13 protein-coding genes are annotated in these 14,335 nt (G+C 74.7%); 11 read left to right on the top strand and 2 right to left on the bottom strand.

Features of this window, described 5'->3' with window-relative positions; translation table 11 throughout:
* Window positions 1-31 precede the first annotated feature (31 nt).
* The 3 genes from ACYX4T_RS15415 to ACYX4T_RS15405 all read left to right on the top strand — a co-directional run bounded on the left by ACYX4T_RS15415 (window position 32) and on the right by ACYX4T_RS15405 (window position 3,689).
* Window positions 32-760: a TetR family transcriptional regulator gene (locus ACYX4T_RS15415; RefSeq protein ID WP_476010173.1), complete on the top strand. Its 729-nt coding sequence runs from the start codon at window positions 32-34 to the stop codon at window positions 758-760.
* A 129-nt stretch (window positions 761-889) separates the two neighbouring features.
* Window positions 890-2,887, top strand: coding sequence for an acyl-CoA dehydrogenase family protein (locus ACYX4T_RS15410; RefSeq protein ID WP_476010172.1), 1,998 nt, complete (start codon window positions 890-892; stop codon window positions 2,885-2,887).
* 247 nt (window positions 2,888-3,134) lie between these two features.
* Window positions 3,135-3,689, top strand: a complete 555-nt coding sequence (locus tag ACYX4T_RS15405) for a DUF4190 domain-containing protein (RefSeq protein ID WP_476010171.1) — start codon at window positions 3,135-3,137, stop codon at window positions 3,687-3,689.
* 360 nt (window positions 3,690-4,049) lie between these two features.
* Here ACYX4T_RS15405 and ACYX4T_RS15400 read toward each other — a convergent pair whose 3' ends face one another.
* Entirely contained in the window at window positions 4,050-5,312 is a 1,263-nt protein-coding gene (locus ACYX4T_RS15400; protein WP_476010170.1) for a phosphodiester glycosidase family protein, read from the bottom strand.
* A 272-nt stretch (window positions 5,313-5,584) separates the two neighbouring features.
* Here ACYX4T_RS15400 and ACYX4T_RS15395 point away from each other — a divergent pair, with 272 nt between their 5' ends.
* The 6 genes from ACYX4T_RS15395 (at window position 5,585) to ACYX4T_RS15370 (ending at window position 10,444) form a co-directional block, all read left to right on the top strand.
* Window positions 5,585-6,715 (top strand): TerC family protein, encoded by a 1,131-nt coding sequence (locus ACYX4T_RS15395; protein WP_476010169.1) that lies wholly within the window; start codon window positions 5,585-5,587, stop codon window positions 6,713-6,715.
* 9 nt (window positions 6,716-6,724) lie between these two features.
* Entirely contained in the window at window positions 6,725-7,192 is a 468-nt protein-coding gene (locus ACYX4T_RS15390; protein WP_476010168.1) for a DUF309 domain-containing protein, read from the top strand.
* A 95-nt stretch (window positions 7,193-7,287) separates the two neighbouring features.
* The gene (locus ACYX4T_RS15385; protein WP_476010167.1) at window positions 7,288-7,872 is read left to right on the top strand and encodes a type 1 glutamine amidotransferase domain-containing protein; all 585 of its coding nucleotides are present in this window, start codon (window positions 7,288-7,290) and stop codon (window positions 7,870-7,872) included.
* Between the two features lie 34 nt (window positions 7,873-7,906).
* Window positions 7,907-9,265 (top strand): lyase family protein, encoded by a 1,359-nt coding sequence (locus ACYX4T_RS15380; RefSeq protein WP_476010166.1) that lies wholly within the window; start codon window positions 7,907-7,909, stop codon window positions 9,263-9,265.
* The gene (pcaC, locus tag ACYX4T_RS15375) at window positions 9,262-9,666 is read left to right on the top strand and encodes a 4-carboxymuconolactone decarboxylase (RefSeq protein ID WP_476010165.1); all 405 of its coding nucleotides are present in this window, start codon (window positions 9,262-9,264) and stop codon (window positions 9,664-9,666) included. Before ACYX4T_RS15380 ends, pcaC begins: the two co-directional genes overlap by 4 nt.
* A gap of 91 nt (window positions 9,667-9,757) precedes the next feature.
* Window positions 9,758-10,444 carry a hypothetical protein gene (locus ACYX4T_RS15370; RefSeq protein WP_476010164.1) on the top strand — a complete coding sequence of 229 codons (687 nt, stop codon included), beginning with the start codon at window positions 9,758-9,760 and terminating at the stop codon, window positions 10,442-10,444.
* A 4-nt stretch (window positions 10,445-10,448) separates the two neighbouring features.
* Here the strand turns inward: ACYX4T_RS15370 and ACYX4T_RS15365 are convergent, their stop codons facing one another.
* Window positions 10,449-10,961, bottom strand: a complete 513-nt coding sequence (locus ACYX4T_RS15365; protein ID WP_476010163.1) for an FBP domain-containing protein — start codon at window positions 10,959-10,961, stop codon at window positions 10,449-10,451.
* 167 nt (window positions 10,962-11,128) lie between these two features.
* Between ACYX4T_RS15365 and ACYX4T_RS15360 the strand changes: the two genes are divergently transcribed.
* Both ACYX4T_RS15360 and ACYX4T_RS15355 read left to right on the top strand, forming a co-directional pair.
* Window positions 11,129-13,144 (top strand): MFS transporter, encoded by a 2,016-nt coding sequence (locus ACYX4T_RS15360; protein WP_476015287.1) that lies wholly within the window; start codon window positions 11,129-11,131, stop codon window positions 13,142-13,144.
* Window positions 13,145-13,282: 138 nt separating this feature from the next.
* Window positions 13,283-14,326, top strand: a complete 1,044-nt coding sequence (locus ACYX4T_RS15355) for a DUF1275 family protein (protein ID WP_476010162.1) — start codon at window positions 13,283-13,285, stop codon at window positions 14,324-14,326.
* The last annotated feature ends 9 nt before the right edge of the window (window positions 14,327-14,335 follow it).

The following is a 14,335-nucleotide window of genomic DNA, read 5'->3' as shown; positions in this document are numbered from 1 at the left end:
TTACCCGAAAGTATCAGGTACCGTCGGTAACGTGAGCCGTCGTTCCCCGCATCACGTCGACGCCGGCCGGGCCACCGGTCCCGGCGCCGGTCGCGACGGCGAGCGTGACGGCTCCCGTCCCCGCCGCGACCGGCGGTCCAGCCGCTGGGACGAGCATCGCCGCGCCCGGCGCCAGGAGCTCACGGCGGCCACGATCGTGGCCATCCGTGCCCACGGCGCCGACGTGGGGATGAGCCAGGTCGCGGCCCAGGCGCGCACCAGCAAGACCGTCGTGTACCGCCACTTCACCGACAAGAACGACCTCTACCTGGCCGTGTGCGACTGGGTGGCGGCCGTGCTGGTCGGGCAGCTGCAGAGCGCGATGCGCGACGCCAGCGAGGACCCCCGCCGGACGCTGGTGTCCGGCATCGACGCCTATCTCGGACTGATCGAGGCCGATCCCGAGGTCTACCGCTACGTGATGCGCCCGCCCAAGCTCGACCGCCCCGAGGGCGAGGACCCGGTCAGCGACCTCTGCACGGTCATCGGCGACCACATCGCGGAGATCATCTCCACCGAGCTGCGGCGGCAGAACCGCGACACCGCGCCGGCGCAGACGTGGGGCCACGCCCTGGTCGGGATGGTCCGCGCGGCCGGTGACCAGTGGCTCGCCGTCCGGCCGGACCTGGAGCGCGAGGCGCTCGCGGGCCAGCTCGCCGACCTCGCCTGGTCGGGTCTGTCCCGGACCGTGACGCCCGCCGCGGCGTCGTCCGCGTCCTGACGGGGCATGACCCGATCACTCGTCTCATCCAGTGCTTCCCCCGCACCGCTTCCCCCGCACCGCTTCCCCCGCACCGCTCCACCCGTCCCGTGACCGGGGTGGAGCACCCGTCCCCTCCCGGAGGCATCCGTGACCCGTCCGTCCCCCGACGACGTCACCCCGGCCACCGTGGCCGCCGTGCAGCGCACCCTCGACGGCCGCTGGCACACCCTGCGTGACGAGATCCGTTCTCGCGAGGACTTCGCCGAGCTGCGCGTCGACCCGGGCACCGACGTCGAGACCTACCGTGCCGCGATCTGGGACATGCTCGGGCGCCTGGCCGCCGACGGGCACGCGGTGCACGGCTTCCCCACCGCCGTGGGCGGGCGCGGTGACATCGGCGGCTCGGTCGTGTCGTTCGAGATGCTCGCGTTCGCCGACCTGTCGTTGCAGGTCAAGAGCGGTGTGCAGTGGGGCCTGTTCGGCGGGGCGATCCAGGCGCTGGGCAACGCCGAGCAGCACGCCCGCTGGCTGCCGTCGGTCATGGACCTGACGCTGCCGGGCTGCTTCGCGATGACCGAGACCGGCCACGGCTCGGACGTGCAGTCGGTGCACACCACCGCGACCTACGACCCGGACACCCGGGAGTTCGTCGTCGACACCCCCACCGAGTCGGCGCGCAAGGACTACATCGGCAACGCCGCGCGCGACGGGCGGATGGCGGCGGTGTTCGTGCAGCTCTGGTCGCGCGGCGAGCGCCACGGCGTGCACGCGGTCCTGGTGCCGTTGCGTGACGAGGACGGGGTCGTCCTGCCCGGCGTCGAGATCACCGACGACGGCCACAAGGAGGGGCTCAACGGCGTCGACAACGGGCGCCTGGCCTTCCACGGCGTGCGCGTCCCGCGCGAGAACCTGCTCGACCGCCACGGCGCGGTCGCCGAGGACGGGACGTACTCGAGCTCGATCTCCAGCGAGAACCGGCGCTTCTTCACGATGCTCGGCGCGCTCGTGCGCGGGCGGGTCAGCGTCTCGGGCAGCGCGGTGGGCGCGGCGTCGCTGGCCCAGACGATCGCCGTGCGCTACGGCGAGGCGCGCCGCCAGTTCGCCGGGCCCGGGAGCGACGAGGAGATCGTCGTCCTCGACTACCTCGCCCACCAGCGCAAGCTGCTGCCCGGGCTCGCGCGGACCTACGCGCTGCGGTTCGCGCAGAACGAGCTCGTCGAGATGCTCCACGACATCCAGACGACGCGGGAGGCCGGTGGGGAGGTCGAGGAGAAGCGCCAGCGGGAGCTCGAGTCGCGGGCCGCGGGCACCAAGGCGCTGACCACCTGGCACGCCACGGCGACCATCCAGGCCTGCCGCGAGGCGTGCGGCGGGCAGGGCTACCTGTCGGAGAACCGGCTCGGCCAGCTGCGCGCCGACACCGACGTGTTCACGACGTTCGAGGGCGACAACACCGTCCTGCTCCAGCTCGTCGCCAAGGGCCTGATCTCGGGCTACGCCGACGACTTCGGCCACCTCGACACCCTGGGCACCGTGCGCTTCGTCGCCGACCAGGTCCTCGACACCGTCGCCGAGCGCACCTCGCTGCGCCAGCTCGCCGAGCGCCTGCGTGCCGTCGGCCCCGGCGGCGAGGACGACGTGCGCGAGCGGTCGTGGCAGGTCAAGCTCCTCGACGACCGCGAGGAGCACACCCTCGACGGGCTGGTGCGCCGGCTGCGTCCGGCCCGCGACAAGGGCATCTCGGCCGAGCGCCAGTTCGCGATCTTCAACAACGCGCAGGACCACCTCCTGCGCGCGGCGCGGGCGCACCTCGACGGCCTGGTGCTCGACGCCTTCGTGCGGGCGATCGACGCGTGCGTCGACCCGTCGGCTCGGGCGCTGCTGGAGAAGGTCTGCGACCTCTACGCGCTGTCGCTGATCGAGGAGGACAAGGGCTGGTTCCTCGAGCACGGGCGCATCTCGGCGGCACGGTCGAAGGCGATCACGGCCGAGGTCAACCGCCTGTGCCTGGAGCTGAGGCCCCACGCCCGAGCGCTCGTCGACGCGTTCGGGATCCCGGAGGCGTGGATCGGCGCGCCGATCGCCACCGGCGCCGAGCAGCGCCGCCAGGACGAGGCCCGCGCCCACGCCGCCTCCCTCGCCTGACCCCGATCTGACCACGAGCGATGCGGCATCGCTGGCGCTGGTCGCCAGGATCGCCACATCCTCGCCCGCACGACACGCCGGGCGGCTGCGGCACGGGGTGTCTCAGCCGGGCGTCCACGCCAGCGCTGGACGCCAGGAAATCCACCCGCTCGGATGCGCCGTTCGGTGGACTCCGGTCGGAACGGGTACCGGTGGCACGATGGCCGCCCCGGCGGCGAGCCGGACCGAGGGCGAGAGGACGTTCGACGTGAGCACTCCGGGCGAGGGCTACGGCCAGCAGGGATACGGGCAGCAGCCGGGCTACGGCCAGCAGCCGCCCGGTGAGCCGGGCTACGCCGGCCCCGGCGGCACGGCGCCCGGGTGGGGGCAGCCGACCATGCCCCCCAAGCCGCGCAACGGCATGGGCATCGCGGCGCTGGTCTTCGGCATCCTGGCGCTGCTGACATGCTGGTGGCTGCCGATCGTCGGCGGGATCCTCGGGATCGTCGCGATCATCCTCGGCGTCGTCGGCCGCGGGCGGGCCAACCGCCTCGAGGCGAACAACAAGGGCATGGCCACGACCGGCCTCGTGCTGGGCGTCCTGAGCCTGATCGTCAACATCATCCTCAGCGTCGCCCTGTTCTTCCTCGGCTTCGCCTTCCTCAACTTCGGTGGCGGGCAGTCGATCCAGCAGTTCCAGGACTGCCTCGCGAACGCCTCCAACCAGCCGAACCCGGCGGCGGTGCAGCAGGCCGCCGAGCAGTGCGGCCAGCAGTTCGGCCAGCAGCTCCCGGGCGGGGAGCAGCCGGGCGAGCCGGAGTGAGCCGGCGCTGACGACCTGACGACGACGGCCCCGCACCTGGGTGCGGGGCCGTCGTGTGTCAGGTGTCCGGACCGGGCGATGGCCGCCTCGCGGCGCGTGGCACAACAGGGCTTCAGCCGAACGATCGTCCCTGGAGGCCTTTCAATATGAGACCCGGGGGCACATGACGCCCGGCCCGGACACCCCCATTGAACCCCACGCGGGCGCGGTCTGTTCCCGGGGTGGGGGGTCCGATCGTCCGGGCCGGCCGCGACGCGGCGTGACGGGTTGCTCCACGACGGGCGATGGTCCGGCGTGTCGCGACGACGAGGATGTGGCGATCCTGGTGTCCATCGCCAGCGATGCCGCATCGCTCGCAGGTCAGCGGGGCACCACGGCCAGGGCGTCGGTGACGGCGCGGAGGGGGTCGGCGGAGGGGGCGTTGACGATCGTGAGGTCCTCGTCACGGCCCCGGTGCACCATCGTCGTCGAGCCCCCGCCGTCGAGGGACGCGGCGACGGGCGCGCCGAGGTCGGTCAGCAGGCGGCCGAGCTCGGCGAGCGTCGTGCCGATGCTCGCCTCCTGGCGCCCGTCGACCGTCACCAGCCAGAGCCGACGCCCGTCGTCCGACAGGCCCACGGCCGTCCGCGGCGCCCGCTCGGTGTCCTGCAGCCCGGGCAGCGGGCGCCCGGCGCGGGCCAGCGGCAGGGCGCCGACGGCCACGCGCAGCGGCGGGGCGCCCACGGCGTCGAGGCCGTACTCCAGCGTCACCGCCGCCCCGACGCGCAGGCCCCGCAGCGCCACCGCGCCCCGGTCGCGCCCCACGAGCGCGACGGTCCCGCGCGGCAGCGCGCCCGCGCCGGGCGGGCCGGCCGCGACGACGCGCCCGTCGGCCACCCGCACCTCGCGCACGTCGGTGCTGCACCCGGCTCCGGGGTCGATGTCGTTCCCGCAGGTCGCCGACGTGCGCGGGGCGGCGCCCCAGGCCGCGTCGAACACCCCGACCCCGTCGACGGGCAGCGCGTAGCCGTCGAGCCCGGACAGCACGACCGTGCGCTCCCCGTCGGAGACGCGACCGTGGAACCGTGCCTGCGCCAGGTGCGCGAGGCCGTCGGCGTCGAGGCCCACGACCGCGTCCGGGGACTCACCCGGCGGCGCCGGCGGGGCCGGGCGGCGGCCCACCGGCACCCCGGACGCCCGCGCCGCGCCGTCCACGATCTGCACGCCCACCGGCGCCCCGGTCCCGCCCTGGTCGAAGAACCCGCCGTTGACCGCGGTGACCGCCCCGGCACGCGCGGCCAGCTCGGGCACCGTCGCGACGGCGGCGACGACCGGCGGGGTCAGCAGGTCGACACGCAAGGTGGGCGCGGTGAGGTCGACCTCGACGACGTCGCCGCGCACGGGCCCGCCGCGCGGGTCGGGCAGCGTCGTCGTGAACTCGCGGTGCGTCGTGCCGGGCAGGTCCTCCGCGCCGCGAGGTGCGAGCAGCTCGCCGAGCACCCGCCCGTCGGGCGGCGGTGACGGCCCCGGCGGCCCGAGCGGCGGCCCCGGCGCCGCCCCGACCGTCAGCGCCGCGCAGACCGCCAGCGCGAGGGCGGCGCGACACCGGGCCGGAACACCATCCCGGGCCGGAGACCGCCCCACGCCGCCTCCCCGTCCCCCGACCCGTCCGCCGACCCGCCCCTCGATCGACGGGCGAGCCTGGAGCCGCACGGCCTCGCCGCCCCGGTCGACACACGGGCGCGGGCGCGGCGCCGCCCGGACGAGTGAGGACAGGGGGAACCCGACATCGGGGAACGAACCGCTGCGGGGTCGGTATCGTCACAGCGGGAACCTTCCCCCCGGGCGACCCGTTGGCGCCCCGGAACAGCGACGACCGCCGTTCTCCACATGACCGGCGACACCGAGGAGCAGGCGTGACGGTCCCCTTCTGGGTCTGGGCGGCCACCGTCGGCGGTATCGCCGTGCTGGTGGCGATCGACATCTGGCACGCCCGGTCGCCCCACGAGGTCAGCTTCCGCGAGGCCACCCTCTGGTCGGTCATCTACATCGTCGTCGCCCTGGTCTTCGGCGTGATCCTGCTGTTCACGATGGGCACGCAGTCGGGCACCGAGTACTTCGCCGGCTACCTCGTCGAGAAGAGCCTCTCGGTCGACAACCTGTTCATCTTCGCGGTGATCCTGGGCCAGTTCGCCGTCCCCAAGCGCCACCAGCAGAAGGTGCTGCTCTGGGGCGTCATCGGCGCGCTGGTGATGCGCGCGATCTTCATCGCCATCGGCGCCGCGGTGATCTCCGCGTTCGCGTTCGTCTTCGTCATCTTCGGGGCGTTCCTGCTGTACACGGCGTACACGCTGATCAAGCAGCACGGCCAGGAACCGAAGGACATGCACGACAACCGGGCGGTCAAGCTGGTCCGCCGGTTCGTCACCGTGCACGAGGACGCCGGCGACCACGAGGGCTACGCCGACGACGGCAAGCTCACGGCGCGCGTCAACGGCAAGTGGGGCGTCACGCCGCTGTTCATCGTCGTCGCGGTGATCCTGTCGGTGGACCTCGTGTTCGCCCTCGACTCGATCCCCGCGATCTTCGGCATCACCCAGAACGCCTACATCGTGTTCACGGCGAACGCGTTCGCGCTGCTCGGCCTGCGGGCGCTGTACTTCCTGCTGGTCGGCCTGCTCGACCGCCTCGTGCACCTGTCCTACGGCCTGGCGTTCATCCTCGCCTTCATCGGCGTGAAGCTGATCCTGCTCTACCTGCACGAGGACGTGAACCCGGCGATCCCCGAGGTGCCGACCTGGCTCTCGCTCGTGGTCATCGTCGTGACGCTGGCCATCGTGACCGTCACCAGCCTGATGTCGACACGGAACGGTGCGGCCGCGGGCGGCCACGCGTCCTCGTCGCCGGACGACCAGGGCGGGCAGGAGCAGGGCGGCGAGCAGGCCGCGGTCGAGTCGTCGGGCCCGGGCGACGACGGCACGGGCACCGGCGCGACCGGGTCGTCTCCGACCGGTTCGGGGCAGACGGGGTCGCGCTCCTCGTCCTAGGGTCGGGCCATGGCCGCCGACCGCGACCGTGACGCCGAGGGCCGGGCCCGCAACGCCCGGCCCCGTGACGCGAGTGGACGCCCGCTGCCCTACGGGGCGGCGGGCGTGCCGCGCAGCGACGAGGAGGACGAGGACCTCCCGGCCGACGAGGTGCTGCGCCGCGCTCAGGACCTCCTCGACCAGGACCGGCCCTTCGACGCCCACGACGTCCTCGAGGGCGCCTGGAAGTCCGCGCCGCCCGACGAGCGGCTGCTGTGGAAGGGCCTCGCCCAGCTCGCGGTGGGCCTGACCCACGAGCAGCGCGGCAACCCGCGCGGCGCGTCCTCGCTGCTGCGCCGGGGCGCCGAGACCGCCGCGCAGGCGCCCGGGGCGGCGTCCCGCCACGGCGTCGACCTCAGTGCGCTCGCCGGGTGGGCGGCCGCCCGCGAGGCGTCGGGACCCCTCGCGCCGGGCCTGGTGCTGCGGGCGCGTCGGTGACGGGGCCTGACCGTTTCGGACGACGCCGCGGCCGGGGACCCGCTGGTCGACCGGGCGGCCACCGCGCCGCCGTCGACGCATCGAGGAGGGTCGGCATGGCCGGCGCACTGGACGGACTGCGGGTCGCGATCATCGCCACGAACGGCGTCGAGCAGGCGGAGCTCGAGCAGCCCCGCCGGGCGGTCGACGAGGCCGGCGCACGGTCCACGCTGATCTCGCTGTCGACCGACGCGATCCAGGCGATGAACTCGGACATCAACAAGGGCGACACGTTCACGCCCGACAAGGCCGTGGCCGACGTCTCGGCCGACGACTTCGACGCCCTGATCATGCCCGGCGGCACGATCAACGCCGACCAGCTCCGCCAGAGCGGCGACATCGTGTCGTTCGTGCAGGCGGTCTTCGCCGCCGGCAAGCCCGTCGGCGCGATCTGTCACGCGCCGTGGACGCTCGTCGAGGCCGACCTCGTCAAGGGCCGGACGCTGACGTCCTACCCGAGCTTGCGCACCGACATCCGCAACGCCGGCGGGAACGCCGTCGACGAGGAGGTCGTCGTCGACCGCGGGCTCGTGACCAGCCGCAACCCCGGCGACCTCGACGCGTTCTGCGCGAAGATCGTCGAGGAGTTCGCCGAGGGCGCCCACAGCGTCCACGACGAGGGCGCGACCGCCCAGGCCTGAGGTGCGCCTCCGGCGCACCCGGCATGATGCCCCGGTGACCGACCGCCCCGGCCTGTTCGACTCCGTGCTCGCCCGCGGGGAGGCCCGGGCGGCGGTCGCCGACGACGCGTGGGTCGCCGCCCTGCTCGAGGTCGAGGCGACCCTCGCCCAGGCGAGCGCCGACGTCGGCACGCTCGACCGCGCCGACGCCGACGCCATCACCGACGCCTGCCGCCGCCCCGTCGAGCCCGTCGACGCCTCGGCGCTCGGCGAGGAGGCGGCGGCGTCGGGGAACCCCGTGGTCCCGCTGGTCGCGCGGCTGCGCCGTGGGCTCGCCGGGTCCGCGGCGTCCGGCGTGCACCGCGGCGCCACCAGCCAGGACGTCGTGGACACCGCGGCGATGCTCGTCGCGCGCCGGGCCGTGGCCGCGATCGCCGGCGACCTCCGCGCGGGCGCCGACGCCGCCGCCGAGCTCGCGGCGACGCACCGCGACCGCCCGGCGGCCGGGCGCACGCTGCTCCAGCAGGCCGCGCCCATCACCGCCGGGCTGCGGTGCGCGGGCTGGTGCGCCGGCCTGGACGCCGCCGCCGACGTCCTCGACGCCTGGCGGCCCGCGGTGCAGCTGGGCGGCGCCGTCGGCACGCTCGCGGCGTTCGACGGCCACGGCCGGGCGGTCCGCGCCGCGCTGGCCCGCCGCCTCGACCTCGCCGAGCCCGTGCTCGCGTGGCACACCGACCGTGGCCGGATCGCCGAGCTCGCCGGGCTGCTCGGCCGGGCCGGCGCGGCGGTCGGGTCCGTCGCCACCGACCTGGTGCTGCTCGCGCAGACGGAGGTCGGGGAGGTCCGCGAGGACGTGCCGGGCCGCGGCGGGTCGTCGACGCTGCCGCACAAGCGCAACCCCGTCGCCGCGGTGTCCGCGCGCGCCGCCGCGGTGGCCGCGCCGGGCCTCGTCGCGTCCCTGCTGACGGCCGCCTCGCTGCACGAGCACGAGCGCGCCGCCGGGCCGTGGCACGCCGAGTGGCGCCCGCTGTCCGAGCTGCTGCGCACCGTCGGGTCCGGCGCCGCCTGGCTCGCCGACGCCCTGCGCCACCTCGCCGTCGACACCGACCGCGTCGCGGCGTCCCTCGACGCCACCGGCGGGCTGCTGCTCGCCGAGCAGGCCACGACGGGCCTGCGCGCACGGCTCGGGCACGCGGCCGCGAAGGACCTGGTCACCGACGCCGCGTCGCGGTCGCAGGACCAGGGCCGCCCGTTCGCCGACGTCCTCACCGACGCCCTGGCCGCCCTCGACGACCCGCCCCCCGACCCCGCCGCCGAGGTGGCGACGCTCCTCGACCCGTCCCGCGCGGTGGGCGAGGCCGCGGCGCTGGTCGACGACCTGCTGACGAGCCGTTCCCGGAAGGACCACACGTGAGCCAGCACCCCTCCACGCAGCACTGGGACCCGGCCGGCGAGGAGGTCCGCCGCGCGGTGCTGGGCGACGAGCACGTCGACCGCGCCGCGGCGACCACCGACGACGTCACCGCCGACTTCCAGGACTTCATCACCCGCTACGCCTGGGGCGGCATCTGGACGCGCCCGGGCCTGGAGCGCCGCGACCGCAGCATCGTCACCCTGTCGGTGCTCGCCGCGCTGCACCACGACGGCGAGCTCGGCATGCACGTGCGCGCCGCCCGCCGCAACGGGCTGAGCCGCGAGGAGATCCAGGAGGTGCTCCTGCAGGTCGGCGTCTACGCCGGGGTGCCGGCGGCCAACCGGGCGTTCGCGGTGGCCCAGCGCGTCCTCGCGGAGCTGGGCGAGGACGGGACGGACTGAGCGACACCGCACGGGCGCCCACTACCGTGGGCGCACGGGCAGTACGGTCCGGCACGACGGTGCGGCACGGCGGAACGACGGGGCGGGGGCGATGGGGCGCGGGGGAACTCCACCGGGGGAGCGGTCACCCCGGCGCCGCGTCCGTCGACGCCTGGGGCTCGCGGTCGCCGCCCTCGGGCTCGTCGTGGGCGCCTGCTCGTCGGGTCCCTCCGCGGGCACACCACCGATCCCGACGTTCCCCGGGCCCGGCGCCGCGCCGGTGACCAGCGCCCCGCCGCCCCGCAACAGCATCCTGCCCACCGAGTGCGACGAGGTGCTGGCCTCGGACCAGCTGCCCAACTACCTCGGCCTGCCCCTCGGGACGGTGCGCGTCACCTCGCTGCGCGACGTCCCCGCCCCGCAGGTCGGGCGCCTCGAGCGCGTCACCTGCAACTACACCTCGCAGGGCGGTCCCGGTGCGCCGCCGCCCAACACGCTCGTGCTCAAGGTGCTGATGAGCGGCTACACCGACCCGGGCGCGGCCTCGGCGCAGTCGCGGGTCAACCGGGACGCGCAGGCGTACTCGGGGGTGCCCTCCCAACCCGTGCCGTTCGGCGCCGCCGAGGCGATCTACTACCCCGATCCCGAGGGCCCGGTGCTCGTGGTCGTCTACGGCCGCGTGACGGCGAGCTTCACGCTCACCCCGGACGGGCCGGTGCCCGCCGACCAGGCGCAGCCCGTGCTCGTCGACCTCGCCCTGCGGGCTCTGCCGGTGCTGGTCCCGACGTCCGGCTCGTGATCGTTCAGGCGGCGTCCTCCCGGCCCCGGACCGCGGCGAGGAAGCCGTCGACGCGCACGCGCAGGCCGGCGACCCGCTCGTCGACCGGCAGGCTCAGGTCGGGCATGACGCTCGCGCTCGGCTTCCTCTCCAGCCGCGTGGTGACCGGGCAGGCGAGGTCGTCGCAGACGTAGGTGCCGACGCTGTTGCCGTCGCGCCCGGCGGCGCCCGCCCTGGGCGCGGTGTAGAGGGTGACGTCGCCGTCGGTGTGGGTGGTGCGGCACAGCGCGCACATCGCCGTGCGCCGCACGCCCGCGCCCCCGGCGGCCGGGCGCAGCAGCACCCCGGTCACCGCGCCCTCGTGGACGGTGACGAGGTACGCGCGCTGCGGCATGCGGGGGTCGTGCCAGCCGACGAACTCGACCTCGTCGAGGTCGGTGCCGACGACGGCGTCGACGACGGTCATCCGCTTCGCGTCGCCCTTCGAGCAGTTGATCATCGAGCGGCGCACGGCGTCGGCCGTGAGCACGGTGGTCATGACGGGTCCTCCAGGAGTCCGGGCCGTCCGGCACGCTAGTCGCCGCCGCGAGCGGTTTCCCGCACGAGGAGGTCACAGCGCCGTCGCCCGCCCAGCGTGCTTATAGTTGCCCGAACCTAACGATCTGGGGTGGAGGCGACGTGACGAGCACCGTGTCGGCGGGGCAGGTGGCGCACCTGGGACCCCGCTACAAGTGGATCGCGCTCACCAACACGACGCTCGGCGTGCTGATCGTGACGATCAACATGTCGATCCTGCTCATCGCGCTGCCCGACATCTTCCGCGGCATCGCGCTCGACCCGCTGCGCCCGGAGAACATCAGCTACCTGCTCTGGCTGATCATGGGCTACCTCGTGGTGACGGCGGTCCTCGTCGTCACGTTCGGCCGCGTCGGCGACATGTTCGGCCGCACGCGGATGTACACGCTGGGGTTCGCGGTGTTCACCGTGTTCTCGGTCCTGCTCGCCGTGACCTGGCTGCGGGGCGACGCCGGCGCGATCTGGCTGATCGTCATGCGGGTGCTGCAGGGCATCGGCGGGGCGCTGCTGCTGGCCAACTCGACGGCGATCCTCACCGACGCCTTCCCCTCCTCGCAGCGCGGCCTGGCGCTGGGCATCAACTCGATCGCCGCGATCGCCGGCTCGTTCCTGGGGCTGATCATCGGCGGGGTGCTCGCGCCGCTGGCGTGGCACCTCGTGTTCGTCGTATCGGTGCCCGTCGGGGTCTTCGGCACGATCTGGGCCTGGGCGAAGCTGAAGGAGACCAGCGAGCGCCACGAGGGCCGCATCGACTGGTGGGGCAACGTCACCTTCGCCGTCGGCCTCGTCGCCGTGCTCATGGGCATCACCTACGGCATCCAGCCCTACGGCGGGCACGTCATGGGCTGGACGAGCCCGACCGTGCTCGTCTGCCTCGTCGGCGGCGTCGTCGTGCTGGGGATCTTCGTGGCGATCGAGCGCAGCATCCCGCACCCGATGTTCCACCTGTCGCTGTTCTCGATCCGCGCCTTCACCGCCGGGAACGTCGCCAACCTGCTCTCCGCGCTCGGGCGCGGCGGGCTGCAGTTCATCCTCATCATCTGGCTGCAGGGCATCTGGCTGCCCCGCCACGGCTACGACTACGAGTCGACGCCGCTGTGGGCCGGCATCTACATGGTCCCGCTGACGATCGGCTTCCTGGTCGCCGGACCCCTGTCGGGCGTGCTCTCCGACCGGCACGGGGCGCGCTGGTACGCGGGCGGCGGGATGCTCGTCGCGGCGGTCAGCTTCCTGCTCATGGGCTTCCTGCCCGTCGACTTCCCCTACGCGCTGTTCGCGGTGCTGCTGGCGGTCAACGGGCTCGCGATGGGCCTGTTCTCCTCGCCCAACCGCGCGGCCATCATGAACAGCGTGCCGGCGCGGCAGCGCGGCGCCGCGGCGGGCATGACCGCGACGTTCCAGAACGGCGCGACCGTCCTGTCGATCGGCATCTTCTTCTCGATGCTCATCCTGGGCCTCGCCTCGACGCTGCCGGCGGCGCTCTACGGCGGGCTGACCGGCCAGGGCGTGCCGGGCGACGTCGCGGGCCGCATCGCCGGGCTCCCGCCGGTGAGCACGCTCTTCGCCGCCCTGCTCGGCTACAACCCGATCGAGACGCTGCTCGGCCCTGACGTCCTGGCGCAGGTCGGGCCGCAGCAGGCGGCGTTCCTCACGGGGCGCAGCTTCTTCCCCGAGCTGATCTCCGGCCCGTTCGCCGACGGCCTGTTCCTCGCGCTCGGCTTCGCCGCGGTCTGCTGCCTGGTCGCCGCGGTCGCCTCGCTGTTCGACGGCGGCCGGCCCTCGGTGGCCGACGCCGAGGCACCCGGCGAGGCGCTGGGGGAGGAGGGGAGCCGGACAGCGGTGGCGACCCGGGAAGCGGCCCCCGCGCGCCCCGTCGCCGTGGCCGGCCGGATCCTCGGCCCGGACGAGGGCCCGGCGGCCGCGGTCCTGACGCTCGTCGACGCCCACGGGCACGAGGCCGACCGCGCCGGCACCGACGACGACGGGCACTTCGCACTGCGCGCCGACGGCCGACCCGGCGACTACCTCGTGATCGCGAGCCCCCGCGGCCACGGGAGCGCGGCGCCGGCGGTCACGCGCGTCAGCGTCAACGGCTCGCCGGTGCACGTCGACGTCGTGCTCGGAGAGCGCACGGCCGTCCGCTGAGCACCGCTGTGCTGCTCGTCGCAGCGGGCGCACACGAACGGAGCACGGAGGTCATCGTTCCGTAAAGCCCCGCTGCGAGCGTCGATCACCGTGACCGGCTTCGACGAACCGGAACGGCGCCCCCGCACCCTCGGCGCCGTGACCATCGTGCTCACCGCCGCCGCGGGCGCCATCGACGTCGTGACCTACTTCGCCTTCAACCAGGTCTTCGCCAGCACGATGACCGGCAACCTGGTGCTGCTCGGCCTCGGGCTGGGCGAGGGCGACGTCGGGCAGGTCGTCGACAACGTCTGCGCGATCGCCGGCTACTGCGGCGGGCTGGTCGCGGGCACCGTGGCCTGCGGGCTCGCGATGCGCCGCTGGCCCTGGCGCAACGCGGTCGGGGCGACGCTGACGGCCGAGCTCGTGCTGCTGCTCCTGCTCGGCGCGTTCTGGTACGGCGTGGACGACGACGGCGCGCTCGCGCCGTGGAAGGTCGTGGTGCTGGTCCTCGGCGCCGGGCTGGCGATGGGCGTGCAGGCGGCGGCGCTGCGCTACGTCGGGCCGGCGGGGACGCCGACGAGCTTCCTGTCCGGCACCGTGACGAACTGGGTCTCGAGCCTCGTCGAGCTGCACAAGCCGTTCCGCTGGACCTGGAACTCGCCGCTGCGCCTGGGCGCCCTCGTCGTCGCGGCCGCCGGGAACGCGGTGGTGCAGCGCCTCGTGCCCGACTGGTCGTTCGTGGCCCCGGTGGTGCTGGTCGCGGTGGCGATCGCGCTCATGGCGATCGTGACGCGCGCGAACAGCGGCGGCCTCACGCGCGGCGAGCCGCAGTTCACGGCCGACCCGCGCGAGGAGGTGCCCGACGCGGGTGAGGACGAGGCGGCCGCGGCGCCGGCGCAGGTCGGGCCCGTGCACGGGCGCGTGCTCGGCCGCGACGGCGGTGCACGACCGGCGGTGCTGACGCTCGTCTCGGGCGACGGCGAGCAGGTCGGGCGCGTGCACACCGGCACCGACGGCACCTACCGCCTCGACCCGCCGTCGTCCGGCGACTTCATGCTGATCTGCACCCCGCACCGCATGGGCGGGCGCGCCGCCCGGCCCCGCGCGGTGCTCGTCGCGGTGGACGGGCGCCCGGTGCTCCACGACCTCGTCCTCGGCGCCGCGCCGGGCGAGGCGGGTCACCAGCCGGCGCCGGTCTGAAGGTCTCCC

Source organism: Actinomycetospora sp. ABD4_176, from assembly GCF_056311855.1.
This window is presented reverse-complemented; position numbering and strand designations above follow the sequence as displayed.

What these genes read in the sequence shown, in the direction of transcription:
- ACYX4T_RS15390 (WP_476010168.1), top strand. Translation starts at nt 6,725, where the DNA reads ATGGCCGCCGACCGCGACCGTGACGCCGAGGGCCGGGCCCGCAACGCC.
- ACYX4T_RS15365 (WP_476010163.1), bottom strand. Translation starts at nt 10,961, where the DNA reads ATGACCACCGTGCTCACGGCCGACGCCGTGCGCCGCTCGATGATCAAC.
- ACYX4T_RS15370 (WP_476010164.1), top strand. Translation starts at nt 9,758, where the DNA reads ATGGGGCGCGGGGGAACTCCACCGGGGGAGCGGTCACCCCGGCGCCGC.
- ACYX4T_RS15385 (WP_476010167.1), top strand. Translation starts at nt 7,288, where the DNA reads ATGGCCGGCGCACTGGACGGACTGCGGGTCGCGATCATCGCCACGAAC.